We start from the raw sequence: 23,773 nt of genomic DNA, 5'->3' as shown, positions 1-23,773 counted from the left end.
GTCCGCATCTGACGACCACTCAAGCGGCGGCAGCGGCAGCGAGTTTGGTGATCCGGTCGCCGTCGCACGTACGGGGACACGTCGCGCAGGTGTCCTCCGGGCGAACGGTGTAGAACATGCAGCAGCTCGCCCGGTCCCGGGTGGGCAGCGGCGAACCGTCCGGACCCGTCAGCACCCGGAACCCGGCGGACCCGGTGTACGGCAGGGTCGCCCCCGGCAGCAGCAGCTCCAGCTCCCGCACGGCCCGCGCCGCCTCCCGCTCGCCCAGTATCCCGGCGACGTACCACAGCCCCTCGACCAGCTCGTCGGTCGCCATGCCCCACAGCGCTCGCCCGCGCCGCCGCATCCGGGGCCCGAAGGCCGCGAGCAGCGGCTCCAGGTGCTCGGCCACGGCCGCCCGCACCTCGGCCCGCAGGGCCTCCTCGTCCGGTACGACGACGGCGCCGGGCAGCGCGGCGGCGGGGTCGCCCGGCAGGCAGGCGACGGAGAGGGGCCGGCGCACGGCCATCCGGCCGGCCGTGCGGTCGTAGGAGACGTGCGTCACGGGCAACCGGGGCACGCGGCGGTGCAGGAACCACGGGACGGTGATCAGCAGGCAGGCGGGCCAGGCGTAGCGGTGCAGGCCGAAGCTCGCGACGACGTCCGGGCGGGCCGGCCGGCCGTAGTCCCGCACCACCTGCGCCTCGTCCCAGGCCAGGAAGGCGTCCAGCTCCGCGCCGCCCGCCGCGAGCCCGGCGGCGCCCACCCAGCCCGCGCCCCGGGGTGCCGGGTCGTCCGGGCCCAGCTCCGTCACGGTGAGCCCCGGAAAGGCCGCGCGGAGGCGGTCGTACGCGGCGGTGAGCGGCGAGGCCGCAGCGGGCATGGCGGAACCACCGGTCCTTGGGCGCGTCCGTGATCGCGGACTGGGTTGCAGAGGTAAGCTTTACCTTACCCATTCGTGCAGGAGTTTGAACTGCCGCCCGGTGCGCCTATGGTGCTTGACGGACACCGACAACCCGTCGTCAATGGCCCCAAGTACCGACAAGCCGCCAGGAGGACCCGTGAAGCAGGGCGCGCAGGGCTCCCCGGGCTCCCCGGGCGCGCCGGCCGCCGCCCGGGTGCCGGAGCAGCAGCGTCCGGCGGCCGTCGGCCCGGGCCGGGAACGGGACGCCACCGTGCCCTCCGCGGCGCGCGGTGAGCATACGCACGGGGAGCGGCCGGTTCCGGGGCCGCGGGCCGAGGTGCGGCGTTCCTCGGTGCGCGGGCAGATCCTGGACGCGTTGCGCACGGCACTGGTCACCGGTGACCTGAAGCCGGGCGAGGTCTACTCGGCGCCGGTGCTCGGGGAGCGCTTCGGTGTCTCGGCGACCCCCGTCCGGGAGGCCATGCAGCAGCTCGCGCTGGAGGGCGCCGTCGAGGTCGTGCCCAACCGGGGCTTCCGGGTGATCGAGCGGGGCGCGCGGGAGCTGGCCGAGCTGGCGGAGGTGCGCGCGCTCATCGAGGTGCCGGTGATGCTGCGGCTCGCGCGTACGGTGCCGGCCGAGCGGTGGGCCGAGCTGCGGCCGCTCGCCGAGGAGACGGTGCGCGCGGCGGCCGCGGGCTGCCCGGCGACGTACGCGGAGTCCGACCGCTCCTTCCACCGGGCGGTGCTCGCCCTGTCGGGCAACGCACAGCTGGTCCGGATCGCCGAGGACCTCCATCGCCGGTCCCAGTGGCCACCGGTCCGCCACGGCCGGGCCGGCCTGGTCGCGGACGCGGCCGAACACCTGGCCCTGCTGGACGCGTTGACCGCGGGCGACCTGGAGGTCGTGCGGGAACTGGTGACGGAGCACTTCACGGGCGCGCCCTGAGCGCCTGCGGTTAGGGCCGCCCCCACCGGCCCCCACCCGGCCACGACGTATCCGTGCCGCAAGCCGCCGATGCCCTGAAGCCGGCAGCCCCGCAACTCCCCAGGGGCGCGGGGAACTGCGCGATCAGCCCCCACGGGCCCGCACCCGGCCACGACGTACCCGTGCCGCAAGCCGCCGACGCCCTGAAGCCGGCAGCCCCGCAACTCCCCAGGGGCGCGGGGAACTGCGCGACCAGCCCCCACGGGCCCGCACCCGGCCACGACGTATCCGTGCCGCAAGCCGCCGGTGCCATGAAGCCGACGGCCCCGCAACTCCCCAGGGGCGCGGGGAACTGCGCGATCAGCCCCCACGGGCCCGCACCCGGCCACGACGTATCCGTGCCGCAAGCCGCCGACGCCCTGAAGCCGGCAGCCCCGCAACTCCCCAGGGGCGCGGGGAACTGCGCGACCAGCCCCCACCGGCCCGCACCCGGCCACCACGTGCCCGCGCCCGCACCCGCGCCCGGGCACGGCGCGGCGCACCCGCCCGCTACGCCGTCGCCGCCCCCGGTGTCGGCGGGGTCAGCTGGCGGGCCAGCCAGGTCGGTACGCCCCCCAGCAGCCGGAACAGGCGCCGTGCCTCCTCCCGGAGCCGGGACGCCTCCGGCTCGTCCTCCGTGTCGGCCAGGGACGCCAGCGCCGGGGCCGTACCCACCAGGTAGCCCAACTCCTCCCGGATCCGCAGCGATTCGGCGAAGCCGTGCCGCGCGTCGGCCAGCTCACCGTCCCGCAGCGAGAGTCCGGCCAGATGGCGCCAGGTGAAGGACAGCAGGAGGGGGTCGGCGTGCGCGGCGGCACCCGCGTGGGCGCGGTGGTACGCGGCGCGGGCCGCCTGCGGGGAGCGGGCCAGGTTCTCGGCGATCAGCCCCCGGCGGAAGTCCAGCAGGGCCCTGCCCGGCGCCCCCGGAGGGATCAGCGCCGCCGCCCGCCCGAGCGCGGCCCGCGCCTCGTCGGCGCGGTCCCGGACGCCGTGCAGGGTGGCCGTGTACGCCAGCTGGCCCCGCTCGCAGGCGGCCGCCCCACGCTCCTCGTCGCCGTGCGCGAGGGCCTCCGCCGTCCGCAGCGCGTCCTCCGCCTCCTGCCAGCCCCGCTCGGTGTACAGACACCGTTCGACCAGCAGGGCGGCCCGCTGCAGCGCCGGCGCGGGCCGGTCGGGCGGCAGCAGCGCCGCCGCGTCGGCCCAGCAGGCCCTGCTGCGCAACCGCCATACCGCGGTCTGGACAGGATCGTCATCGGTCGTTCCATTACCAGACATGGCGGTATACGCCACGTTGCCCTCCCCATGCGCGCCATCGAGCTGTTGAGTGGTGGCGGCATTCCAGCACCAATCGCGGGGCGGGGCCAAGAGGATGGGTGAAAAATTTCACAAAGTAGTGGGGCTCGGCCGTGACCTCGTCCGGCCGCCGCGCGCCCCCGCTGACCTCAGCTCATGCGCAGGGCCAGGAAGAAGTCCAGCTTGTCCTCCAGCCGGGAGAGGTCCCGTCCCGTCAACTGCTCGATCCTGCCGACCCGGTAGCGCAACGTGTTGACGTGCAGGTGGAGCCGGGTGGCGCAGCGCGTCCAGGAGCCGTCGCAGTCGAGGAACGCCTCCAGGGTCGGGATCAGCTCGGCCCGGTGCCGGCGGTCGTAGTCCGTCAGCGGATCCAGCAGGCGGGCCGTGAAGGCGCGCCGGACGTCGTCGGGGACGAACGGCAGCAGCAGGACGTGCGAGGCCAGCTCCTGGTGGCCGGCGGCGCAGACCCGGCCGGTGCGGGCGGCGGCGACCCGGCGGGCGTGCCGGGCCTCCTCCAGGGCACCGCGCAGGCCCTCCGCGGAGTGCACGGCCGCGCTGACGCCCAGGGTGAGCCGGCCGTCGTCGTTCAGGCCGGCCGACAGCGGCTCCCGGACCGACTGCAGCAGCGCGTCGGCGAGCAGGCCGGCCTCCGAGCCGTCGTGCTCGGAGGAGACCGCGGGCAGCGGGACCAGGGCGATCGCCTCGTCGCCGGTGTGCGCGACGGCTATCCGGTCGGACGGCTCGGGGCCGGTCGCCAGCGGGTCGACCAGCACTTCCTCCAGCAGGGACTGGGCGACCGGTCCGCCCTCGACCTGCTCGCCCTCCCACTCCACGCGGGCCACCACGACCTGCCAGTGCGGGGCCGCCCCGAGCCCGGGCAGCAGCACCGGCGCCGCCACCCGCAGGCGGGCGGCGATCTCGGCGGGCGCGGCGCCCGTCTGCACCAGTTCCAGCACCTCCTGGGCGAGCCGCCGCCGGACCGTGCGGGCCGCGTCCCGGCGGTCCCGTTCGACGGCGATCAGCTGGGTGACGCCCTGGAGCAGGTCCAGGCGCTCCCCGGGCCAGTCGCCCGCGTCCGCCTCCACGGCCAGCAGCCAGTCCGACAGGACCGACTGGCGCACATCGCGGGGGGCCTGCGGGGCCCGGCCGGAGGAGCGGATCGGGAACAGGGAGTACGTGGTGCCGTTCAGCAGGACCCGGTGCGGGCCGCGACGGCCGGTGCGGGTGGCCGCCAGGTGCTCGGCGGCGAGCCGGGCACAGGTGTCGGCGGGCAGCGCCGGACCCGCCCCCTCGGAGCCGGCGATCAGCCGGCCGGTGGGGGAGAGCACCCAGGCCCGCAGGTCCAGGTCGGAGCCGAGCAGGTCGAGGACCACGTCCGGGCCGCCGCCCGCGGGCCCCGAGGTCATCATCCGCCGGTGCCGGTCCACGACCGCGGCCAGGTCGCCGGCGCGCTCGCCGGAGACCTGCCGGACGACGTGCTCGGTGATCGTCGCGAACGCCACCGACTCGTGCACCGCGAACAGCGGCAGCCGGTGCCGGGCGCAGGCCAGCACCAGGTCGTCCGGCACATCGCCCAGCTCGGCCTCGCCGGCCGCGAGGGCCGCCACCCCGGCCTGCACCAGGATCCGGACGAACGGCTCGGAGTCGTGGGCGTCCCGGCGCCAGGCCAGGCCCGTCAGTACCAGCTCGCCGCCGGAGAGGTAGCGGCTCGGGTCGCGCAGGTCGGTCGTCATGACCCCGCGTACCGAGCGGTCCAGCTCGTCCTCGCCGCCGAGCAGCCGCAGGCCCAGCGCGTCGGTGTCCAGCAGTGCGCGCAGCCGCATCTCGTCGCCGCCGTTCTTTGTCTCGAAACCTACGATGGATCATGGAGGGTGAGGCGGGAGCCAGCCGGAACCGGACGCCCGGGGGCGCGAAGGGCGTTCTCCGGGCTGTTTCCCGCGTTTCCCCAGGAAATCGGAGAGGTTACCGAAGACCTCCGTTCATACGAATCTACAAGATGCCCGCCCTGGCCAGCCAACTCCTTCATGGTTTCGGTGACTGACCCCGCCGGAGGACAGGGCGGTGTACTGAGTCCACTCCGCGTTAACAGGACATGAACGAGCCGGGCCTGCCGCTTACGGATTGGCTCAATCTGCACGACCACCAGACGTAGAAGAGAGCCGGTCATGGACTTCCTTCGCCCCGCCAGCTGGGATGAGGCGCTCGCCGCTAAGGCCGAGCACCCCACCGCTGTGCCGATTGCGGGAGGCACCGACGTGATGGTCGAGATCAACTTCGACCGTCGCCGGCCCGAGTACCTGCTCGACCTCAACCGCGTCGCGGACCTCTACGAGTGGGAGGTCGGCACGGACACCGTGCGGCTGGGGGCGTCCGTCCCGTACTCCAAGATCATGGAAAGTCTCCGTGCCGAGCTGCCGGGCCTGGCGCTCGCCTCGCACACGGTCGCCTCCCCGCAGATCCGCAACCGCGGCGGTGTCGGCGGCAACCTCGGCACGGCCTCGCCCGCCGGCGACGCCCACCCCGCCCTGCTCGCGGCCGGCGCCGAGGTCGAGGTGGCGTCGGCGGCCCGGGGCACCCGGCTGATCCCGATCGACGAGTTCTACACGGGCGTCAAGCGCAACGCGCTCCGCCCCGACGAGCTGATCCGCGCCGTCCACGTCAAGAAGGCCGACGGCCCGCAGCAGTACGCGAAGGTCGGCACCCGCAACGCGATGGTCATCGCCGTGTGCGCCTTCGGTCTCGCCCTGCACCCCGGGACGCGGACCGTGCGCACCGGCATCGGCTCGGCCGCCCCCACCCCGGTGCGGGCCACGGCCGCCGAGGAGTTCCTGGCCGCGGCCCTGGAGGAGGGCGGCTTCTGGGACAACGGAAAGATCATCACCCCGGCGGCCGCCAAGCGGTTCGCCGACCTGTGCGCGGCCGCCTGCAACCCGATCGACGACGTCCGGGGCACCGCGAGCTACCGCCGGCACGCCGTCGGCGTCATGGCCCGCCGGACGCTCACCTGGACCTGGGAGTCGTACCGCGGCGCCCGCCGCACCACCGAGGGAGCTGCGTGATGCGTGTCAACCTCACCGTCAACGGTCGCCCGCAGGAAGCCGACGACGTCTGGGAGGGCGAGTCCCTGCTGTACGTACTGCGGGAGCGCCTCGGTCTGCCGGGCTCCAAGAACGCCTGCGAGCAGGGCGAGTGCGGTTCCTGCACCGTCCGCCTGGACGGCGTCCCGGTCTGCGCCTGCCTGGTCGCGGCCGGCCAGGCCGAGGGCCGCGAGGTCGTGACCGTCGAGGGCCTCGCGGACCACGCCAGGGAGCGCTCCAGGAGCGGCTGCGCCACCGGCGTCCGCGGCACCCCGCTCGACGAGGCCAGGGCATGGCAGGCCGAGGGGCCCGACGCGCAGGCCGCCGAGGGCTCCGGGCTCTCCCCGGTCCAGCAGGCCTTCATCGACGCCGGCGCCGTCCAGTGCGGCTTCTGCACCCCCGGTCTGCTCGTCGCCTCCGACGAGCTGCTGGAGCGCAACCCCGACCCGAGCGACGCCGACATCCGTGAGGCGCTGTCCGGCAACCTGTGCCGCTGCACGGGCTACGAGAAGATCATGGACGCGGTCCGCCTGGCCGCCGCCCGCCGGTCCGAGGGGGTCTGACATGCAGGCCGACGGTGCTCCTACGAAGATCACACAGGGCGCGCGGACCAAGGGCGGCATCGGGGAGTCCACGCTCCGCCCGGACGGCACCCTCAAGGTCACCGGCGAGTTCGCGTACTCGTCCGACATGTGGCACGAGGACATGCTGTGGGGCCAGATCCTGCGCTCCACCGTCGCGCACGCCGAGATCGTCTCGATCGACACCGGCGAGGCCCTCGCGACGCCCGGCGTCCACGCCGTCATGACGTACGACGACCTGCCCACCGACGTGACGCACTACGGCCTGGAGATCCAGGACACCCCGGTCCTCGCGCACGGCAAGGTGCGCCACCACGGCGAGCCGGTCGCCCTCGTCGCCGCCGACCACCCGGAGACGGCCCGCCGCGCCGCCGCGAAGATCAAGGTCGAGTACCGCGAACTCCCGGTGATCACCGACGAGGCCTCCGCGACCGCCCCGGACGCGGTCCTCGTCCACGAGAACCGCCACGACCTCCCGCAGTCTCAACTTCGTTCGACCGGGGGGACCCCCGTCGCCGGGCACGTCCCGCACCCGAACATCGTGCACCGCCAGCCGATCGTCCGCGGCGACGCGGACGAGGCCGCCCGGCGGGCGGACGTGATCGTCAAGGGCGAGTACACCTTCGGCATGCAGGACCAGGCCTTCCTCGGCCCCGAGTCCGGCCTCGCCGTGCCCGAGGAGGACGGCGGCGTCCACCTCTACATCGCCACCCAGTGGCTCCACTCCGACCTGCGCCAGATCGCGCCCGTCCTCGGCCTGCCCGAGGAGAAGGTGCGGATGACGCTGGCCGGCGTCGGCGGCGCGTTCGGCGGCCGCGAGGACCTGTCGATGCAGATCCACGCCTGCCTGCTCGCGCTGCGCACCGGCAAGCCGGTGAAGATCGTCTACAACCGGTTCGAGTCCTTCTTCGGGCACGTCCACCGGCACCCGGCGAAGCTCTCCTACGAGCACGGCGCCACCAGGGACGGCAAACTCACGCACATGAGGTGCCGGATCGTCCTGGACGGCGGCGCCTACGCCTCCGCCTCCCCGGCGGTCGTCGGCAACGCCTCCTCGCTGTCGGTCGGCCCCTACGCGGTGGACCACGTCGACATCGAGGCCCTCGCCCTCTACACCAACAACCCGCCCTGCGGCGCCATGCGCGGCTTCGGCGCGGTCCAGGCGTGCTTCGCCTACGAGGCGCAGATGGACAAGCTGGCGAAGAAGCTGGGCATGGACCCGGTGGAGTTCCGGCGGCTGAACGCGATGGAGCAGGGGACCCTCATGCCGACGGGCCAGCCCGTCGACTCCCCGGCCCCGGTCGCCGAACTCCTGCGCCGGGTCAAGGCGATGCCGCTGCCGCCGGAGCGCCAGTGGGAGTCCAGCGAGGGCCCCGACGTACGCCAGCTGCCCGGCGGTCTGTCCAACACCACGCACGGCGAGGGCGTCGTACGGGGTGTCGGCTACGCGGTCGGCATCAAGAACGTCGGCTTCTCCGAGGGCTTCGACGACTACTCCACCGCCAGGGTGCGCATGGAGGTCGTGGGCGGTGAGCCGGTCGCGACCGTGCACACCGCGATGGCGGAGGTCGGCCAGGGCGGGGTCACCGTCCACGCGCAGATCGCCCGCACCGAACTGGGCGTCACCCGGGTCACGATCAACCCGGCGGACACCCGGGTCGGTTCCGCGGGCTCCACCTCGGCCTCTCGGCAGACGTACGTCACCGGCGGCGCCGTGAAGAACGCCTGCGAGCTGGTCCGCGAGAAGGTCCTGGCGATCGGGCGCCGCAAGTTCGGCTCCCACCACCCGGCCTGGGCCACCGCCGAACTCCTCCTGGAAAGCGGCAAGGTCGTCACCGACGGCGGCGAGATCCTCGCCGACCTCGCCGACGTGCTGGAGGACGAGGCCGTGGAGATCGAGGCGGAGTGGCGGCACCGGCCGACCGAGGCCTTCGACCGGCGCACCGGCCAGGGCAACGGGCACGTCCAGTACTCCTTCGCCGCCCACCGCGCGGTCGTCGAGGTCGACACCGAACTCGGCCTGGTGAAGGTCGTCGAACTGGCCTGCGCCCAGGACGTCGGCAAGGCGCTCAACCCGCTCTCCGTCGTCGGCCAGATCCAGGGCGGTACGACCCAGGGCCTGGGCATGGCGGTGATGGAGGAGATCATCGTCGACCCGAAGACCGCCAAGGTCAGGAACCCGTCCTTCACGGACTACCTGATCCCCACGATCCTCGACACGCCGACCATCCCGGTCGACGTGCTCGAACTCGCCGACGACCACGCCCCGTACGGGCTGCGCGGCGTCGGCGAGGCCCCGACCCTGTCGTCCACCCCGGCCGTCCTCGCGGCGATCCGGGACGCGACCGGGCTGGAGCTCGACCGCACTCCGGTACGGCCCGAGCACCTCACGGGAACCGCGTAACACCACCAAGCTCTCCGGGCGGCGCAGGGAACGTCACACACTCCGCCGCGTCGCCCGGAGGAACCCCCCTTCGAGTTCCGCTCCGCTCGCGGTCCTCGAAGAAGTACCAGGAAATTCGTTCGTCTCGGGCCGTCCCCCGGGTCGTCCATTCCCAAATCCCGCGGCCGTCAGGTCGGCTCGCGGGTGCCCCTGTGAACCTTGGGAGATGGCACCATGACCCAGCAGTCAGTGGAGCCCAGGACCGCAGCCGACGACGCCGGCGATGGCAGCCGCGTCCCGGCCGGGCGGTCCTGGCTCGACCGGTACTTCCACATATCCAGAAGAGGATCCACGGTCGCGCGTGAGGTGCGCGGCGGCATCACCACCTTCATGGCGATGGCCTACATCCTCCTGCTCAACCCCCTCATCCTGTCCGGCAAGGACGCGGCGGGGGACACGCTCGGCCAGAAGGCGCTGATCACCGCGACCGCGTTCGCGGCGGCCTTCACCACCCTGCTGATGGGCTTCGTCGGCAAGGTGCCGCTCGCCCTCGCCGCCGGCCTCTCCGTCTCCGGTGTCCTGTCCTCGCAGGTCGCCCCGGAGATGACCTGGCCGCAGGCCATGGGCATGTGCGTGATGTACGGCGTGGTCATCATGCTGCTGGTCGTCACCGGCCTACGTGAGATGATCATGAACGCGATCCCGCTCGCGCTCAAGCACGGCATCACCATGGGCATCGGCCTGTTCATCGCCCTCATCGGCTTCTACAAGTCCGGCTTCGTGCACCAGGGCAAGGCCACGCCGCTCGCCCTCGGTCCCGCCGGTGAACTCGCCGGCTGGCCGGTGCTGCTCTTCGCCGGCACCCTGCTGCTGATCTTCATGCTGCAGGCCCGGAACGTCCCCGGCGCCATCCTCATCGGCATCGTCTCGGGCACGGTCGTCGCCGCCGTCCTCAACGGGCTCGGCGTCATCGACCCCGAGCAGTGGGCCAACGGCGCTCCGCAACTGCACGGCGGCGCGGTCTCGATGCCCGACTTCTCGCTCTTCGGAGACGTGGAGTTCGGCGGCTGGGGCCAGGTCGGCGCGATGACCGTCGGCATGATCGTCTTCACCCTGGTGCTCGCCGGGTTCTTCGACGCCATGGCCACCATCATCGGCGTCGGCACCGAGGCGAACCTCGCCGACGACAAGGGCCGGATGCCGGGCCTGTCCAAGGCGCTGTTCATCGACGGCGCCGGCGGCGCGATCGGCGGCGTGGCGGGCGGCTCCGGCCAGACCGTGTTCATCGAGTCGGCCACCGGCGTCGGCGAGGGAGCGCGTACGGGCCTGGCCTCCGTCGTGACGGGCCTGTTCTTCGCGGCCTGTCTGTTCTTCACCCCGGTCACCGCGATCGTCCCGCAGGAGGTCGCCTCCGCCGCCCTGGTCGTCATCGGCGCCATGATGCTGATGAACGCCCGGCACGTGGACTGGGCCGACCGCGCGACCGCCATCCCGGTGTTCCTGACCGTCGTCCTGATGCCGTTCACGTACACCATCACCACCGGTGTCGCCGCGGGCGTCATCTCCTACGTCGCCATCAAGGCGGGCCAGGGCAAGGCACGCGAGATCGGCGCCTTCATGTGGGGACTCACGGTCGTGTTCCTCGTGTACTTCGCCCTCCATCCCATCGAGGCCTGGCTGGGCGTGCACTAGCCGCGCCCACGCCGTGTACGAGCTGTGCCGGCCGGCGCCCGGGGACGGGAAGACCGTCCTGGACCGCTGCGGCACAGCGACGAGGATGCCTTCGCCCCGGGCTCACCTGTGGCGGCGTCATCGGCATCCTCGTCACACCGGTCCGGGCGGACGGTCCCGCCCGGCCGGTGTTCGCGGCCGCGCCGGCCGCCGCCGCCCGTGGGGAGGCGGCGGCGGCCGCGCGGATCGCCGAGGGTCCGGCACCGCTGCGGGGCCGGGCCCTCCTCGTGCGCCCCGACGGGTCGTACGACGGCGGCTCCGGCGCCCGCCCCGAGGGCGGGCCGGGCCGGTGGCCGGCGCCGGTGCCGGGAAAAGCGGTTGCCGGACGGGGCCGTCCCCGTGCTTGCATGAGGCCATGGTTTCCCCCGACCGGCTGGCGGCCTTCGCCGCCCTCTCCCTCCTGCTGATCGTGGTGCCCGGCCCCAGCGTCCTGTTCGTGATCGGACGGGCCCTGGCCCACGGCCGCCGCGCCGCGCTGACCACCGTCGTCGGCAACACGCTCGGCGCGTACCTGCTCGTCGTGGCCGTGGCGCTCGGCATCGGTTCGGTCGTCGAGCGCTCGGTCCTCGTCTTCACCGCCCTGAAGCTCGCGGGCGCCGCCTACCTCGTGTACCTCGGCGTCAAGGCGTGGCGGCGGCGCGGCTCGCTGCGGGAGGCGGTCGCCGCATCCGGCGGCCCCGCGCACGGCGGCCTGCGCACCCTCTGGGAGGGCTTCGCGGTCGGCGTGGCCAACCCCAAGACGATGGTGTTCTTCGCCGCCGTGCTGCCCCAGTTCGTGGACCGGGAGCAGGGGCACGTCCCGGCACAGATGCTGCTGCTCGGGATGGTCTTCAACGGCATCGCGGTGATCTGCGACGGCGTCTGGGGACTGGCCGCCTCCGCCGCCCGGGACTGGTTCGCCGGCTCGCCCCGGCGGCTGGCCGCGGTCGGCGGAGCGGGCGGGCTGACGATGATCGGCCTGGGCGTGACGGTCGCCATGACGGGCCGCACGGACTGAAAGGCCGAGCCGCCGGCGCCGGTCAGGGCCGCCTGAGCAGCCGGTTCGCGGCCCGGCCGAACACGAGGCGGGACGTGTGTTCGACCACGCCGTCGAAGGCCCGGGGCAGGAAGCGGACCCGCAGTTCCTCCCGCCACACCACCCGGCTGCGGCCTCCGGGCCCCGGCCGGACCTCGATCTCCGCCCAGCCCTGGATCAGCCGCCCCCGCTTCTCCAGCCGGCACAGGCCGCCCTCGCCGCCGGCCGGCGGGTGCCAGACCGTCACCTCCATGACGTCGTCGAGGGTGAGCGGGCCGACACCGGAGCGGGCCACCAGGCGGGTGCCCTCGCGGGTCGGCGGGGGCGTGAGGACCCTGATCCGGGTCAGCGGGACCGCGTCGGCGTGGCGGGGCCAGTCCGTGAGCCGGCGCCACGCCTCGTCGAGCGGAAGCGGGGCCGTACGTTCCAAAGAGAAGGTGGGCACGGCACGATCGTAGGCAATGGGGCCCGGTCACCGGCGTGTTCGCCACTCCCCGTCGCCCCGCTCGCGTAGCGGGTGTCCATGAGGAGACGTATTCTGAAACAGCCGGTGCGCGGGGCGGCGCCACGGCCCTCCTCCTTCTAGGCTTCCTGCCACGGGCCGGGCATTCCGCCCGCCTCCCGGGGGAGTTGATCCTATGCCGTTGAAGAACTACGGCGTCCTGCTCGCCCGCGCCGTCGACACCCGGCGCGAGGGTGCGAGGGAGACACCGCACTACCAGATCCACCTCACCGACGACCACGGCACCCATTACCGGGCCGCGGTCAATGTGCTCTCGCAGGAGCACCCCTCCGAGCTGCTCTACCTGGTCGCCGACGATTTCCGGCATCCGCTGACCGCCCGTCTGGAGGGGCTGCCGAGCGGCTGGAACACCTTGCCGGCCGGTCCGGGCGGCCCGAACCTGGACTTCGTGCGCGGCAACCTGTTCGACCCGGCGGGGATGCGCACGCTCCCGCCGGACGTCGCGGGCCCCGACAACGACCTCGCCGACCTCCTCGACCACTATGTACGGCGCGCCGTCGACGACCCCGAGGCCCGGGTGTACCTCTTCGGGGCCCGCTTCGGTCCCGAACCCGCGGTCAAGGACAAGGTGTTCGGGTTCCTGCCGGGGAACGGCGTGCACGACATCCACATGAACCAGGGCAACAGTCACCGGTTCCGCGGCGACGACGGCGTCTGGCAGGACGGCGGGCTTCTCCTGCACTTCCCGGGGCAGTCCCGCTGGGTCGGCATCTTCCTGGCCTTCCAGAGCCAGTCCTGGCACACCGACGACACCACCGGGCACACCCTGGACGACGTCGACGGCACCCGGCCCACGCCGACCGCACGGCCCGTGCGGATCGTCGCGGCGCTGGTCAATCCCAAGGGTCCCGCCCCCGAGGCGGAGACGGTGACCCTCCTCAACGCCTCGCCGGACCCGGTGGACCTGACCGGGTGGCGTGTCGTCGGCCGCCTGGGCCTCGGGGCGCCGGTCCCGGCCACGGCCCCGCTCGCGGCCGGTTCCTGCCTCACCGTGCCCCTCGGCACGGACGCCCAACTCGGCAACCACGGCGGCGAGATCACCCTGCTCGACGCGGCCGGCCTGAAGGTGCACGGTGTGTCCTACACCGGTGACGAGGCCGCCCGCGAGGGATGGACGGTGGTGTTCTGAGGGATACGGCGCGCGGTCACGTCAGGGGCGGTACACCTTGCCGGGCTCGGCCTCGCCGGGCGCCAGCAGCTGAGGGACCGTCACGAAGACGTAGCCGCGCGCCTTCAGCGCGTCGATGATGCCGGGCACGGCCGGCACGGTTCCGGCGTAGAGGTCGTGCAGCAGGATGATCCCGTCCCGGGACGACTGGTCGAGGACGCGCTTGGTGATGAGCGCCGAGTCGTCGGTCGTGTAGTCCTTGGCGGTCACGCTCCACAGCACCTCCGCCAGGCCCAGCTCCTTGCAGATCTCGTGCACGTTGGCGTCGGTGCGGCCCTGCGGCGGCCGCATCAGCGTCGGCTTGCGGCCGGTGAGCCGCTCTATCGCGTCGTTGGGCCGCTTCAGCTCCTCGCGTATCTGCGCGTCCGATATGCGGGTGAGGATCTGGTGGTCCCAGGTGTGGCTGGCGACCTCGTGGCCCTCCGCCGCCATCCGCTTGACCAGCTCCGGGTACTTCTCGATGTGCCCCTTGCCGAGCAGGAAGAACGTCGCCGGGACCCTCTTCTCCTTGAGGATGTCGAGCAGGCGCGCCGAGTTCTCGCTGGGCCCCGCGTCGAAGGTGAGCGCGATGCACTTGGCCTCGCGGCAGTCGACGGTGCCGAACCGGGCCGGCGCCCCGTGCGCCGCCTCGGCGCGCGCGGTGCTCGGCGCCGTCGTGTCGACCTGGGCGCAGCCGGAGAGGGCGAGCGTCAGGCAGGCCGCGGCGGACGCGATGGCCCAGCCGCGCAACCTTCGGGCCGTTGCGCGCATCTTCCTGGGCGCGTGCTGCGGCATCGGGAGCGTGTCGGTCAATGGAGGCATGCGGGGACTATACACCGCGTGTATAGTCCGGCAGTTCGAATCCCTCTGAGTGGCCGTGCGGGAGAGCACCATGGAGGGAGGGGGCCCGGACACCCCGGCGGAAGGACCACCCATGCGCTTCCGGGACCGCGCCGAAGCCGGCCGGGCACTCGCCGGACTGCTGAGCGGCCTGCGTGAGCGGGGCGACCTCGCCGGCCCGCTCCTCGTCCTCGCCCTGCCCCGCGGTGGGGTCGCCGTCGCCGAGCCCGTCGCCAGGGCCCTCGGTGCCCCGCTCGACGTGCTCGTCGTCCGCAAGATCGGCGCCCCGCACCACCAGGAGTTCGCCGTCGGCGCGCTCGCCGCGGACGATCCGCCGCTCTTCGACGCCGACAGCCTCGGCCACCTCGGCCTCACCGAGGACTCCCTCGCCGCGGCCGTGGACCGCGAGCGGGAGGAACTGCGCCGCCGCGAGCGGCGCTACCGCGGTGACCGCCCGCCACCGGACCTGAAGGGCCGCACGGTGATCGTGGTCGACGACGGCCTGGCCACCGGCGCCACCGCCCGCGCCGCCCTGCGCCACATCCGGCGCCGCGGACCCGCCCGCCTCGTCCTCGCCGTACCGGTCGGCGCCCCGGACTCCCTGGACTCGCTCGCCACGGAGGCCGACACGGTCGTCTGCCCGCACCGCCCGGCCGCCTTCGCCGCGGTGGGCCAGTGGTACGACGACTTCGAGCAGCTCAGCGACGCCCAGGTGGTCACCGCCCTGCGGAACACCTGACGCCACCACCGCCCATGACATGACGCCGGTCCACCCGTGACCGGAGCGGCCGGCCGCCGACGGGAAGCCGCCGGACACCGGCCGGTGACCGTCCGGCACGGACCCGGGACCGCACGGATGCCAGGCCGCACGGCTGCCGGCCAGGGGCGCCTCTCACCGCTCGGCGGACGCGAAGGCGGCGGCCGGACATGCCCGGTCTCTCGTCATCGGGCACGGCCCCTCGGGCCCTCACGGTGGCTCCCTCTCGGGCCGGAGTGCCGCCGTCCGCTCACCCCGGCCGGCCGCCGAGTCGCTTCCCGTGCCGGGGTTCCTCTGTGCCCACGGCCCCTCGGTCGGTCACAGTCCCGTGCACACCAGTAGTACCGGACCGGTACTCGGAGTAACCTCACAACCATGACGCGCACGGGGGAGCGAGTCGGAACGGCGCGGTTACGGACACCGGCCTGGATCGCGCGCATCGAGACGCCGGACGGGCTGGTCCTCGGCGCGGGCGTACTGCTCGCGCCCGAACGGGTGCTCACCGCAGGCCATGTCGTCAGCCCGGGCCACCCCTACACCGTCCGCCTGGTCGCCGTTCCCGACCTGGGCGCCGTGGCCGCCACCGTCAGCCCCGACGAGCACGTGCCCCAGCGCGAGCACCTCGGCGACCGCGGCGGCGACCTCGCCCTGCTGCGCCTGGCCGCACCGCTGCCCGCCGAACACACCACCCGGCTCTACCGGCTGGCCGCCCCGCACGGCCCCGTCAGCATGTACGGCTTCCCGGCCGGCGACGACGGCGGCCGCTGGCACGGCGCCACGCTGGTCGCCGCCCGCGGCCGGGACAGCCAGGTGCAGCTGCGCCCGGCCACCCCCGGCGAACTCGCCGCCCCCGGCTTCAGCGGCGGCGGTGTCGTCGACCACGCCACCGACCAGGTCATCGGCATCGTCCTCAGCGTCGACGAGGGCCCGGGCTCCGCCTTCAGCTACATGAGCCCCACCGAGACCATCCTCAGCCACCTGCCCCAGGTCGCCGCCTGGACCGACGGCGCCGAGGCCGTCGACCCCCGCCTGCGCACCGGCACCGGCGCCGCCGCCGGCCGGCTCGACGTCCCCTTCGCCACCGAACTCGCCTCCTGGTTCCGCGGCGAGGGCTGGCCCGTCCTCGTCACCGTGGTCCCCGCCCGCGGCGACCGCGCCTGGACCCTGCAGCGGGCCGTCACCCTCGCCGACCGCGAGCTGCGCACCCACCGCAACACCAGCGCCTTCAGCCACGACCCGCCCGAGACCGTGCCCCCCGCGGGCGGCCACGACCTCGCCCTGGACGTCGACGGGCTGACGGCCGCGGAGGTCATGGACCGGATCGCCGAACGCCTCGGCATCCGCGACGACCCCCGGCCCGAACGGCTCGGCACCCTGCGCCTCCCGCTCGCCGCCGTGCTCGTCGCCGTCGACCGTGCGGCCGACCCCGACGCCCTGCTCGGCCTGCTGGACCGGCTCGCCGGACAGGGCGCCCGGCTGCTGCTGGCGTTCCGGCACCCGGGCGAGCGCGCCGCCCGGGCCGCGGAGACCCTCGTACACCGGCCGCTGCGCGACCGCTGGGCCCGGCTGCGCGCCGAACTCGACCGGATCACCGGGGAACTGGGACCGGCGCTCGACGCCCGCCGGGATCGCGTGCTGCCCCGCCCCGGCGCCCGGCCCCTGCTCGACCGGGCCGAAGCCGGGGTCCGGCGCAGCCAGATGCTGCGCGCCTGGCTGGCCCACGCCCCCGACCAGGAGCGCGCACCCGGCCGCGCCGACGCGCTGTTCACCTTCGAGGACGCCGTCGGCCGCCGCCGCCGGCGCCTGGAGGAGGCCATCGGCATGCTCGACGCCCGGCTGCGCCGCCGCGAGGAACTCCTCGGCCGGGTCGGCGCGGAATGGCCGCTGTGCCGGCAACGGGCCGCCGCACAGGGCGACCGGGTCATGGCCGCGTACCGGCTCTACGAGGAAGCCGCGTCGCTGCTGCGGCACACCCCCTGCGACATCGAACGGGCCGAGGCCGCCGTCGAGCGGTTCGTCGGCTTCTGCTCCGGCACCGCGGACGAAGAGGAGGGCGCGTCATGACCTCGTGCGTCCGGCCCGGCTGCGCGGGCCGCATCATGCGCACCGGCTACTGCGACACCTGCGGCCACCGGCACGCCGAGCCGCGCACCGAACCGCCGGCCGGGCCCCCGGCCGGCACCGCCGAGGAGCCCCCCGGCCCGGCGGCCGTGCACGCCGTCGCCGGAGTCGGCGAACTCGACCAGCACGGACTGGTCGTGCTGCCCGAGGTCCCCGTCCCCGACGACGTGCTCGTCGAGGATCCCCGCCTGCTCACCGGCGGCCGCCGCTGCGGCGCCGACGGCTGCAGCATGACCATCGGCGTCGGCTACGGCGGCCAGCCCGCCCGCGCCACCGGCCGCTGCCCCCGCTGCGGCACCCCCTACTCGCTGATGCCCCAACTCGTCACCGGCGAGGTCGTCGCGGACCACTACAAGGTGCTCGGCTGCCTCGCCCACGGCGGCCTCGGCTGGATACACCTCGCCGAGGACACCCGCGCCGACGGCCACCGGGTCGTCCTCAAGGGCCAGATCAACGTCAACGACGCGCTCGCCCGCCGCACCGCCGTGGAGGAGCGCCGCTCCCTCACCGACCTGCACCACCCCGACATCGTCCGCATCATCACCTACGCCGAACACCGCGCGCCGGGCCGCGCCGCCGCCGGTTACCTGGTCATGGACTACATCGGCGGACGCTCCCTGCAACAGCTCTTCGACGCCGACGACGTCGAACGGATCTTCCACGGCCGCCCCCGCCTCGACCACGTCCTCACCTACGGCTGCAAGATCCTCGGCGCCCTGCAGTACATGCACGAACGCGGCCTGCTCTACTGCGACATGAAGCCGTCCAACGTCATCCACTTCGGCCGGGCCGTCAAGGTCATCGACCTCGGCGCCGTCCGCGCCGCCGGCGACCGCACCTCCGCCTACGTCTACACGCCCGGCTTCGCCCCGCCCAAGGACGAGATCGAGCAGCGCGGCTGGCACGTCGACAGCGACCTCTACACCGTCGGCATGACCCTCCAGGCCCTGGCCCGCGGCACCGAACCCGCCCGCGGCCTCGCCCCCGACTCCTTCCGCCGCATCGTGGCCCGTGCCACCCACGCCGAACCCCGGGCCCGCTTCCGCTCGGCCGCCGAGATGTCCCGCCAGCTCTGGGAGGTGCTGAGGGAGTTCCGCTCGCTGCAGTTCGGCGAGCAGCTGCCGGAGGCCTCCACCCGGTTCCGTCCGTCCGGCGCCCGCCTCGACGCGGGCCTCGGCGCGATCCCCGCCCTGGACCACTGGACCGGCCGCCTGGGCGGGCGGCCCCCCGGTCTCGACGTCTCCCCGCCCGCCGCCGCCGAGGTGGCCGGCGCCCTGCCCGAGCCGGTCCCGGACCCCGACGACGGCGCCGCCCTGCTGCTGGACTCCTTCCCGCCCGACGCCCCCGACCGGGTCGCCCGCCAGTGGCCCCGCGAGTCCCGCCTCGGCACCCCCGAGACCGCGCTGTGGCTGTGCCGCGCCTACCTCAGGAAGGGCGAGCGGCAGGCGGCGCAGAGCTGGCTCGCCGAGGCCGAGACCCAGCTCGGCGAACGCGCCGCCGCCCACGACTGGCGCATCGCCTGGCACCGCGGCGTGCTGCACCTCAGCAAGGGCGAGGTGGACCTGGCCGGCGCCCGCTTCGACGCCGTCCACCAGGCCCTGCCCGGCGAGTACGTGCCCAAACTGGCCCTCGGCTACTGCGCCGAACACACCGACGGCACCCGCCCGGGCCGGGCCATGCGGTACTACGAGGCCGTCTGGCGACGGGACTCCGCGCACACCGCCGCCGCCTTCGGCCTGGCCCGCGGCCACCTGGCCCGCGGCGACCGGGATGCCGCCGTCCACGTCCTCGACGAGGTCCCCGCCACCTCCCGGCACCACGACGCCGCCCGCGTCGCGGCCGTACGCATCCGTGCCGGTGTCCTGCACGGCGGCCCGCCCACCCCGGCCGGCCTGCGGGACGCGGCCCGGCGGCTGCCCGAACTGCGCCTGGACGGCGGCGCGGCGGACGGCGAGTCCCGGGCCCGGCTGGTCGCCGAGGTGCGCGACAACGCCCTGCACAGCCGGCCGCCGCAGGGCTGGGGGCCGGACTTCCCGGCCGGTGACCTGCTCGGACCCGGCGACGAGGACAGCCTGCGCACCCGTCTTGAGCACTCCTTCCGGCAGCTGGCCGCGCAGGCCCGCACCGCCGGGGAGCACGGCCGGCTGCTCGACCTGGCCCATGCGGTCCGGCCGATGACCACCTTCTGACCACATCCACGATCCCGGGGGAGAGGCGGCGATGACCGTGGCCGAGGAGACCGAGGTGACCCTCGCGGTCGGCCAGCAGAAGGACCTGCCCGCCGTGCCGGACGCGGCCGGGCGGCACACCGACCGGGAGATGCACGCCATCCTGGAGATCGGGGTCCGCGGCCCGGACGGCGCCGGGCACGCCGGCGCGCCCGCGCCCGGCACCGGGCCCGCGCTCGCCGAGGTGCTGATCGTCGACACCTCCCGCTCGATGCTCCACCCGGCGGCGAAACTGCACGCGGCCAAGGACGCCACCGTCGCGGCGGTCCGGATGCTGCCCGACGGCACCGCCTTCGCCGTGCTCTCCGGGCGGTTCGAGGCCGGCGTGGTCCACCCGGGTCCCGGCCGGCCGGTGCTCGCCGTCGCCGGGCCCGGCGAGCGCGAGGCCGCCGAGCGGGCCGTACGCATCCTGGACGCGGACGGCGGCACCGCCATCGGCGCCTGGCTCGAACTCGCCCGGCGGCTGCTCAAGGACCATCCCGCTCCGGTCAAGCACGTCCTGCTGCTGACCGACGGACGCAATGAGCACGACGACCGCTCCCGCCGGCCGCTGGAGACCGTTCTCGACGCCTGCGCGGGCCAGTTCGTCTGCGACGCCTGGGGGATCGGCGACGACTGGGACGCGGAACTGCTGCTGAACATCACCCGGCGGCTGCACGGCCGGGCCCGGGCCGTCCGCGTGGAGTCGGAACTCACCGCCGCCTACGAGGAGCTGATGACCGGCCTGCTGGGCACGTCGGTGCCCGAGCTGCGGATCAGGCTGACACCCACCCCCGGCACGGTGATCCGGCAGGTCAAGCAGGTGGTGCCGAACGAGCAGGAGCTGCAGCCCGTCCCGGCGGGCCCCGGGGGGCGCGCCGCGGAGTACGTCACCCGTGCCTGGGGCGACGAGGTACGGCACTTCCAGGTCGTCCTGACCGCCGACCCGACCGGCCGGGAGAGGGGCGAGGACCTCCAGCTGGCGGCCGTGGAGATCGTCGTACCCGACGTACGGCGTCCGGTGCGGCTGCCCGCACCGCAGCCCGTCCTGGTGCGCTGGACCGACAACCCGCTCGACGCCTCCCGGCAGTACCCCGGGGTCCGCCGGCACGAGCTGTACCAGCAGGCGAGCGCCGCCGTCGCCAAGGCCTACCGGGCCTGGCTGCGCGGCACGGACGGCCGGGACACGGCGGACCTCGCACTCTCCCGGGCGCTCGCGCTGGCCGCCGAACTGGCCGACACCCAGCTGCTCGGCGCGCTCCGGCGGATCGAGGCCGCTCCGGGCACCGGACGGGTCCGCTCCGGCCTCAAGGACGTCGACTGGCAGCACCTGATCCTCTCCAGCGCCCTGGCGACCCCGCCGGACCAGGCCGCGCCCGCACCGCCGGCACCGGACCAGGGCCGGGCGGGGGCCTCCGCCCGGACCGGTGCCGGTGCCCTCGGGCCGTCCGCGGACGGAACCGCCGGCCCACCCGGGTCCGCCCCGCCCGGTTCCGCCGGGCCGGCCGTCCCCGTCCGTCCCGACGGGCTGGTCGAGTGCCCGGACTGCAAGTGGCTCGGCCCGGCCGACTCCCTCTACTGCGGGGGCGACTGCGGTCGGCCGCTGAGGGAGCCGTCCGCATGAACACCCCCAGCGGCGCGCACCCCGGACAGCTCCCGGGCCACGGTCCTGCCTCCGTGCCGCGCCCGGGAGGCCGTCCCGCGGACCGGCGTGCCCCCGGCCGGTGGTCCCGTCGCCTCGGCGTGCTGCTCGACCGGCTCTCCGGCGCCGGCCCGGGTCCGGGGGAGGGCGGCAGTACGACCGCCCGCGACCTCGCCGTCCGCCACCGCCTGCTGCTGGCCCTGTCGGCCCTGCTCACGCTGTCCCTGTTCGTGTCCTACCAGGGCGTGCACGACGACGTGAACCCGCTGCGCACCTCCAGCGCCCCGGCCGTCCTGTCCCTCGACACCGCGCTGTACGCGCTCGGCCAGGCCCAGCGGGACGCCGGCGCGCCGGCCCCGACCAGCGACTTCCAGAAGCAGATCTCCGTCGCCGCGCAGAGTCTCGCGGCCGCCGCCGCCGACGACGACATCGGCGGACCGGCGGGCCGCCAGGCCCTGCAGACGGTCGCCGGGCTGATCACCGTCTACTCCGTCAAGGTCCAGCAGTCCCAGCTCCAGCCCGACGGAAGCGTGCTGCGCGAGGCCTACCTCAGCTACGCCACCAGCATCCTGACGGAGAAGGGCTCCGGGATACAGGCCCGCCTGACGGCCCTGCAGCGCCAGCAGCGAGCCGCGGTGAACCGGCAGACCTCGTTCGGCCCGCTGCTGTGGTCCGCCTGGAGCGCGACCCTGCTGCTCACTCTCGCCCTCACCGCGGCGCTCCTGGAGACCCAGCGCTTCCTGCGCCACCGCTTCCGGCGCCGCTACAACCGCCAGCTCCTGGCCGCCACGGTCGTGTCGCTCGCCGGCGTCGGCATCGCCGTGCTGTTCACCGTGTGGACCCACCAGGGGATGGCGGACACCCGTACGCTGCTCGACCGCCCGCTGCCCGGGCGGCAGATCCCCGACGCGGGGCGGCGCACCGCCTCGTACCTGGCCGACACCGGCTTCCGCGCGGCGGCGGCGGTGTGGATCCTGATAGGAGGCGTCCTGCTCATGGCACTGGCCGAGACGGGCCTGCGGCGGCACATCGACGACTACCGGTTCAGGCCCCGGTGAGCGCGCACCCCGGCGGCCCCCCGACGGCCGTCCCCGGCACCCGGTCCCGCCCCGCCCGCCGCCTGGCCCGCACCGTCACCGTGGTCGCGAGCTGCCTGGCCCTCCTGGCGGCGGCCGTCGTGGTGGGCGTACGCGCCCTCGGGCAGGAGCCGACCGTCACCCTGCTGGCCAACTGGACCGGCGAGGACGAGCAGCACTTCCGCAGGGCGGTCATCGAGCCGTTCGAGCGGAAGTACCACATCCACGTCGACTACCAGGGCAGCAACGCCGAGAGCCAGGTCCTCGGCGCGGACGTCGAGGCCGGTACACCGCCCGACGTGGTGGTGCTCACCGGCCCCGGCGAACTCGCCGAGTACGCCCGCCAGAAACACCTCGTCGCCCTCGACCAACTGGTGCGCCGAGAGGATTTCGGCACCTCCTGGGCCACACCGCTCGCGGACGGGCACGTGTACTGGTTCCCGCTCAAGGCCGATCTGAAGAGCATCGTCTGGTACCCGGCCGACGTGGGCGGACGGCAGCTCGGCCAGGCGGTGCACCGGCCCGACCGGTGGTGCCTCGGCATGGGCTCCGGCGCCACCAGCGGCTGGCCGGGCACCGACTGGATCGAGGACATCCTGCTCCAGCGGTACGGCCCGGACGTCTACGAGCGGTGGGTGCGCGGCGATCTGTCCTGGCGGTCGAAGCAGGTGAAGGAGGCGTGGACCGTCTGGCGCGACCTGGTCGGCGCCGGCGGCGACCCGGAACTGGTGCGGCGGGCCCTGAAGACGCCGTACCGGTCGGCGTCGGAGCCGGTCGCCGCGACCCCGCGGGGCTGCATGCTGGAGCACCAGGCGTCGTTCATCCGCAACCAGCCCGCCTGGCAGCACGCCGACGGCCGCTACGTGCCCTCCGCCCAGCTGATCTTCGGTGCCCCCGCCCCCCGCGCCTGGGAGGTCTCCGGCGACCTGGTCGCCCTGCTCCACGACACCCCGCAGGCGAAGAAGCTGATCGGGCACCTCGCCTCCGCCGACGCCCAACGCGCCTGGACCGCCGAGGAGTCCGGCTTCTCCGTGCATGCCGGCGTCGAACCCGCCTCCGGAGGCGCCGCGGCCTGGCACCGTTCACTCGCGCTCGCCCTCCGCGACAAGCGGACGCCGCACTGCTTCGACGCCTCCGACTCCATGCCGCCGGCGGTCCGCGACGCGTTCGCCGAGGCGACGATCGAATTCCTCGCCCACCCCGACCACTTGGACGCGCTGCTGCGCTCCCTGGACACGCTCAGCGCCACCCGTGGCCTGACCTGGCTGCCGTCGGTGTGCGACGGTACGTCGTAGATTCTTCAACTTCCCGATGCCTGCGGGCTCGCGGCCGGCCGACGAGGAGTGGGAGCGGGGCGAGCGGAGTAAAATGGGTCAGGTCCTGGGCGATCTGCCGATCACACACCGCGCATCACCGAACATGCGCCGTAATGGAACGAACATCCCCTAGGCAGTAGCGATGAACCCGTCCGTCGATCCAGAGGGCGGCGCATCCCGAGGCCGCCCGCCCGTTCCTCCTCCGCCGCCCACGCGG

18 protein-coding genes and 1 pseudogene are annotated in these 23,773 nt (G+C 74.3%); 14 read left to right on the top strand and 5 right to left on the bottom strand.

Annotated features, from left to right (window positions below):
• Positions 1-19: 19 nt before the first annotated feature.
• The gene (locus FHS34_RS30955; RefSeq protein ID WP_184971551.1) at positions 20-862 is read right to left on the bottom strand and encodes a (2Fe-2S)-binding protein; all 843 of its coding nucleotides are present in this window, start codon (positions 860-862) and stop codon (positions 20-22) included.
• 178 nt (positions 863-1,040) lie between these two features.
• Here FHS34_RS30955 and FHS34_RS30950 point away from each other — a divergent pair, with 178 nt between their 5' ends.
• Positions 1,041-1,829, top strand: coding sequence for a GntR family transcriptional regulator (locus FHS34_RS30950; RefSeq protein WP_225817683.1), 789 nt, complete (start codon positions 1,041-1,043; stop codon positions 1,827-1,829).
• A gap of 528 nt (positions 1,830-2,357) precedes the next feature.
• Here FHS34_RS30950 and FHS34_RS30945 read toward each other — a convergent pair.
• Together FHS34_RS30945 and FHS34_RS30940 are read right to left on the bottom strand one after the other, a co-directional pair.
• A complete protein-coding gene (locus FHS34_RS30945) occupies positions 2,358-3,122 on the bottom strand; it encodes a hypothetical protein (RefSeq protein ID WP_184971547.1) in 765 nt (254 codons plus the stop codon).
• Positions 3,123-3,289: 167 nt separating this feature from the next.
• Positions 3,290-4,963, bottom strand: coding sequence for a PucR family transcriptional regulator (locus tag FHS34_RS30940; RefSeq protein WP_184971545.1), 1,674 nt, complete (start codon positions 4,961-4,963; stop codon positions 3,290-3,292).
• 342 nt (positions 4,964-5,305) lie between these two features.
• Here FHS34_RS30940 and FHS34_RS30935 point away from each other — a divergent pair, with 342 nt between their 5' ends.
• From FHS34_RS30935 to FHS34_RS30910, 6 genes and pseudogenes are all read left to right on the top strand, one after another.
• The gene (locus FHS34_RS30935; protein WP_184971543.1) at positions 5,306-6,199 is read left to right on the top strand and encodes an FAD binding domain-containing protein; all 894 of its coding nucleotides are present in this window, start codon (positions 5,306-5,308) and stop codon (positions 6,197-6,199) included.
• On the top strand, positions 6,199-6,780 hold the full coding sequence (locus tag FHS34_RS30930) for a (2Fe-2S)-binding protein (protein WP_184971541.1): 582 nt from the start codon (positions 6,199-6,201) through the stop codon (positions 6,778-6,780). Before FHS34_RS30935 ends, FHS34_RS30930 begins: the two co-directional genes overlap by 1 nt.
• A gap of 1 nt (position 6,781) precedes the next feature.
• Positions 6,782-9,202, top strand: coding sequence for a xanthine dehydrogenase family protein molybdopterin-binding subunit (locus FHS34_RS30925; protein ID WP_184971539.1), 2,421 nt, complete (start codon positions 6,782-6,784; stop codon positions 9,200-9,202).
• 213 nt (positions 9,203-9,415) lie between these two features.
• Entirely contained in the window at positions 9,416-10,873 is a 1,458-nt protein-coding gene (locus FHS34_RS30920) for an NCS2 family permease (RefSeq protein WP_184971537.1), read from the top strand.
• Between the two features lie 10 nt (positions 10,874-10,883).
• Positions 10,884-11,327 (top strand): annotated as a pseudogene (locus tag FHS34_RS30915) (XdhC/CoxI family protein); the annotation flags it as partial.
• Complete coding sequence (locus FHS34_RS30910) at positions 11,322-11,909, top strand: LysE family translocator (protein WP_376773121.1); 588 nt, start codon at positions 11,322-11,324, stop codon at positions 11,907-11,909. The pseudogene FHS34_RS30915 and the gene FHS34_RS30910, both read left to right, overlap by 6 nt.
• Positions 11,910-11,931: 22 nt before the next feature.
• Here the strand turns inward: FHS34_RS30910 and FHS34_RS30905 are convergent, their stop codons facing one another.
• Complete coding sequence (locus tag FHS34_RS30905) at positions 11,932-12,372, bottom strand: SRPBCC family protein (RefSeq protein ID WP_184971534.1); 441 nt, start codon at positions 12,370-12,372, stop codon at positions 11,932-11,934.
• A gap of 193 nt (positions 12,373-12,565) precedes the next feature.
• Between FHS34_RS30905 and FHS34_RS30900 the strand changes: the two genes are divergently transcribed.
• Positions 12,566-13,579: a DUF2278 family protein gene (locus FHS34_RS30900; RefSeq protein WP_184971532.1), complete on the top strand. Its 1,014-nt coding sequence runs from the start codon at positions 12,566-12,568 to the stop codon at positions 13,577-13,579.
• A 21-nt stretch (positions 13,580-13,600) separates the two neighbouring features.
• On the opposite strand, the gene FHS34_RS30895 is transcribed toward FHS34_RS30900, so the two are convergent.
• Complete coding sequence (locus tag FHS34_RS30895; protein WP_184971819.1) at positions 13,601-14,368, bottom strand: polysaccharide deacetylase family protein; 768 nt, start codon at positions 14,366-14,368, stop codon at positions 13,601-13,603.
• A 163-nt stretch (positions 14,369-14,531) separates the two neighbouring features.
• Here FHS34_RS30895 and FHS34_RS30890 point away from each other — a divergent pair, with 163 nt between their 5' ends.
• From FHS34_RS30890 to FHS34_RS30865, 6 genes are all read left to right on the top strand, one after another.
• The gene (locus tag FHS34_RS30890; RefSeq protein ID WP_184971530.1) at positions 14,532-15,176 is read left to right on the top strand and encodes a phosphoribosyltransferase; all 645 of its coding nucleotides are present in this window, start codon (positions 14,532-14,534) and stop codon (positions 15,174-15,176) included.
• Between the two features lie 393 nt (positions 15,177-15,569).
• Complete coding sequence (locus tag FHS34_RS43540; protein ID WP_184971528.1) at positions 15,570-17,258, top strand: trypsin-like peptidase domain-containing protein; 1,689 nt, start codon at positions 15,570-15,572, stop codon at positions 17,256-17,258.
• Entirely contained in the window at positions 17,255-19,504 is a 2,250-nt protein-coding gene (locus FHS34_RS30880) for a serine/threonine-protein kinase (protein WP_184971526.1), read from the top strand. Before FHS34_RS43540 ends, FHS34_RS30880 begins: the two co-directional genes overlap by 4 nt.
• Positions 19,505-19,535: 31 nt before the next feature.
• On the top strand, positions 19,536-21,146 hold the full coding sequence (locus tag FHS34_RS30875; RefSeq protein ID WP_184971524.1) for a vWA domain-containing protein: 1,611 nt from the start codon (positions 19,536-19,538) through the stop codon (positions 21,144-21,146).
• Positions 21,143-22,222, top strand: coding sequence for a GlnX family signal transduction membrane protein (locus tag FHS34_RS30870; RefSeq protein WP_225817684.1), 1,080 nt, complete (start codon positions 21,143-21,145; stop codon positions 22,220-22,222). The genes FHS34_RS30875 and FHS34_RS30870 overlap by 4 nt, the downstream gene beginning before the upstream one ends.
• The gene (locus tag FHS34_RS30865; protein WP_184971522.1) at positions 22,219-23,535 is read left to right on the top strand and encodes an ABC transporter substrate-binding protein; all 1,317 of its coding nucleotides are present in this window, start codon (positions 22,219-22,221) and stop codon (positions 23,533-23,535) included. Before FHS34_RS30870 ends, FHS34_RS30865 begins: the two co-directional genes overlap by 4 nt.
• Positions 23,536-23,773 lie beyond the last annotated feature (238 nt).

The sequence above is a fragment of the Streptomyces echinatus genome, from assembly GCF_014203595.1.
In the GTDB taxonomy this organism is placed as follows: domain Bacteria; phylum Actinomycetota; class Actinomycetes; order Streptomycetales; family Streptomycetaceae; genus Streptomyces; species Streptomyces echinatus.
Note: the sequence above shows the minus strand (reverse complement) of the source record. Positions and strands in the feature narration are given on the sequence as shown.

Coding starts and splice junctions, on each gene's coding strand:
- FHS34_RS43540 (WP_184971528.1), top strand. CDS start 15,570: ATGACGCGCACGGGGGAGCGAGTCGGAACGGCGCGGTTACGGACACCG.
- FHS34_RS30920 (WP_184971537.1), top strand. CDS start 9,416: ATGACCCAGCAGTCAGTGGAGCCCAGGACCGCAGCCGACGACGCCGGC.
- FHS34_RS30890 (WP_184971530.1), top strand. CDS start 14,532: ATGCGCTTCCGGGACCGCGCCGAAGCCGGCCGGGCACTCGCCGGACTG.
- FHS34_RS30875 (WP_184971524.1), top strand. CDS start 19,536: ATGACCGTGGCCGAGGAGACCGAGGTGACCCTCGCGGTCGGCCAGCAG.
- FHS34_RS30935 (WP_184971543.1), top strand. CDS start 5,306: ATGGACTTCCTTCGCCCCGCCAGCTGGGATGAGGCGCTCGCCGCTAAG.
- FHS34_RS30900 (WP_184971532.1), top strand. CDS start 12,566: ATGCCGTTGAAGAACTACGGCGTCCTGCTCGCCCGCGCCGTCGACACC.
- FHS34_RS30930 (WP_184971541.1), top strand. CDS start 6,199: ATGCGTGTCAACCTCACCGTCAACGGTCGCCCGCAGGAAGCCGACGAC.
- FHS34_RS30925 (WP_184971539.1), top strand. CDS start 6,782: ATGCAGGCCGACGGTGCTCCTACGAAGATCACACAGGGCGCGCGGACC.
- FHS34_RS30895 (WP_184971819.1), bottom strand. CDS start 14,368: ATGCGCGCAACGGCCCGAAGGTTGCGCGGCTGGGCCATCGCGTCCGCC.
- FHS34_RS30940 (WP_184971545.1), bottom strand. CDS start 4,963: ATGCGGCTGCGCGCACTGCTGGACACCGACGCGCTGGGCCTGCGGCTG.
- FHS34_RS30870 (WP_225817684.1), top strand. CDS start 21,143: ATGAACACCCCCAGCGGCGCGCACCCCGGACAGCTCCCGGGCCACGGT.
- FHS34_RS30880 (WP_184971526.1), top strand. CDS start 17,255: ATGACCTCGTGCGTCCGGCCCGGCTGCGCGGGCCGCATCATGCGCACC.
- FHS34_RS30955 (WP_184971551.1), bottom strand. CDS start 862: ATGCCCGCTGCGGCCTCGCCGCTCACCGCCGCGTACGACCGCCTCCGC.
- FHS34_RS30945 (WP_184971547.1), bottom strand. CDS start 3,122: ATGTCTGGTAATGGAACGACCGATGACGATCCTGTCCAGACCGCGGTA.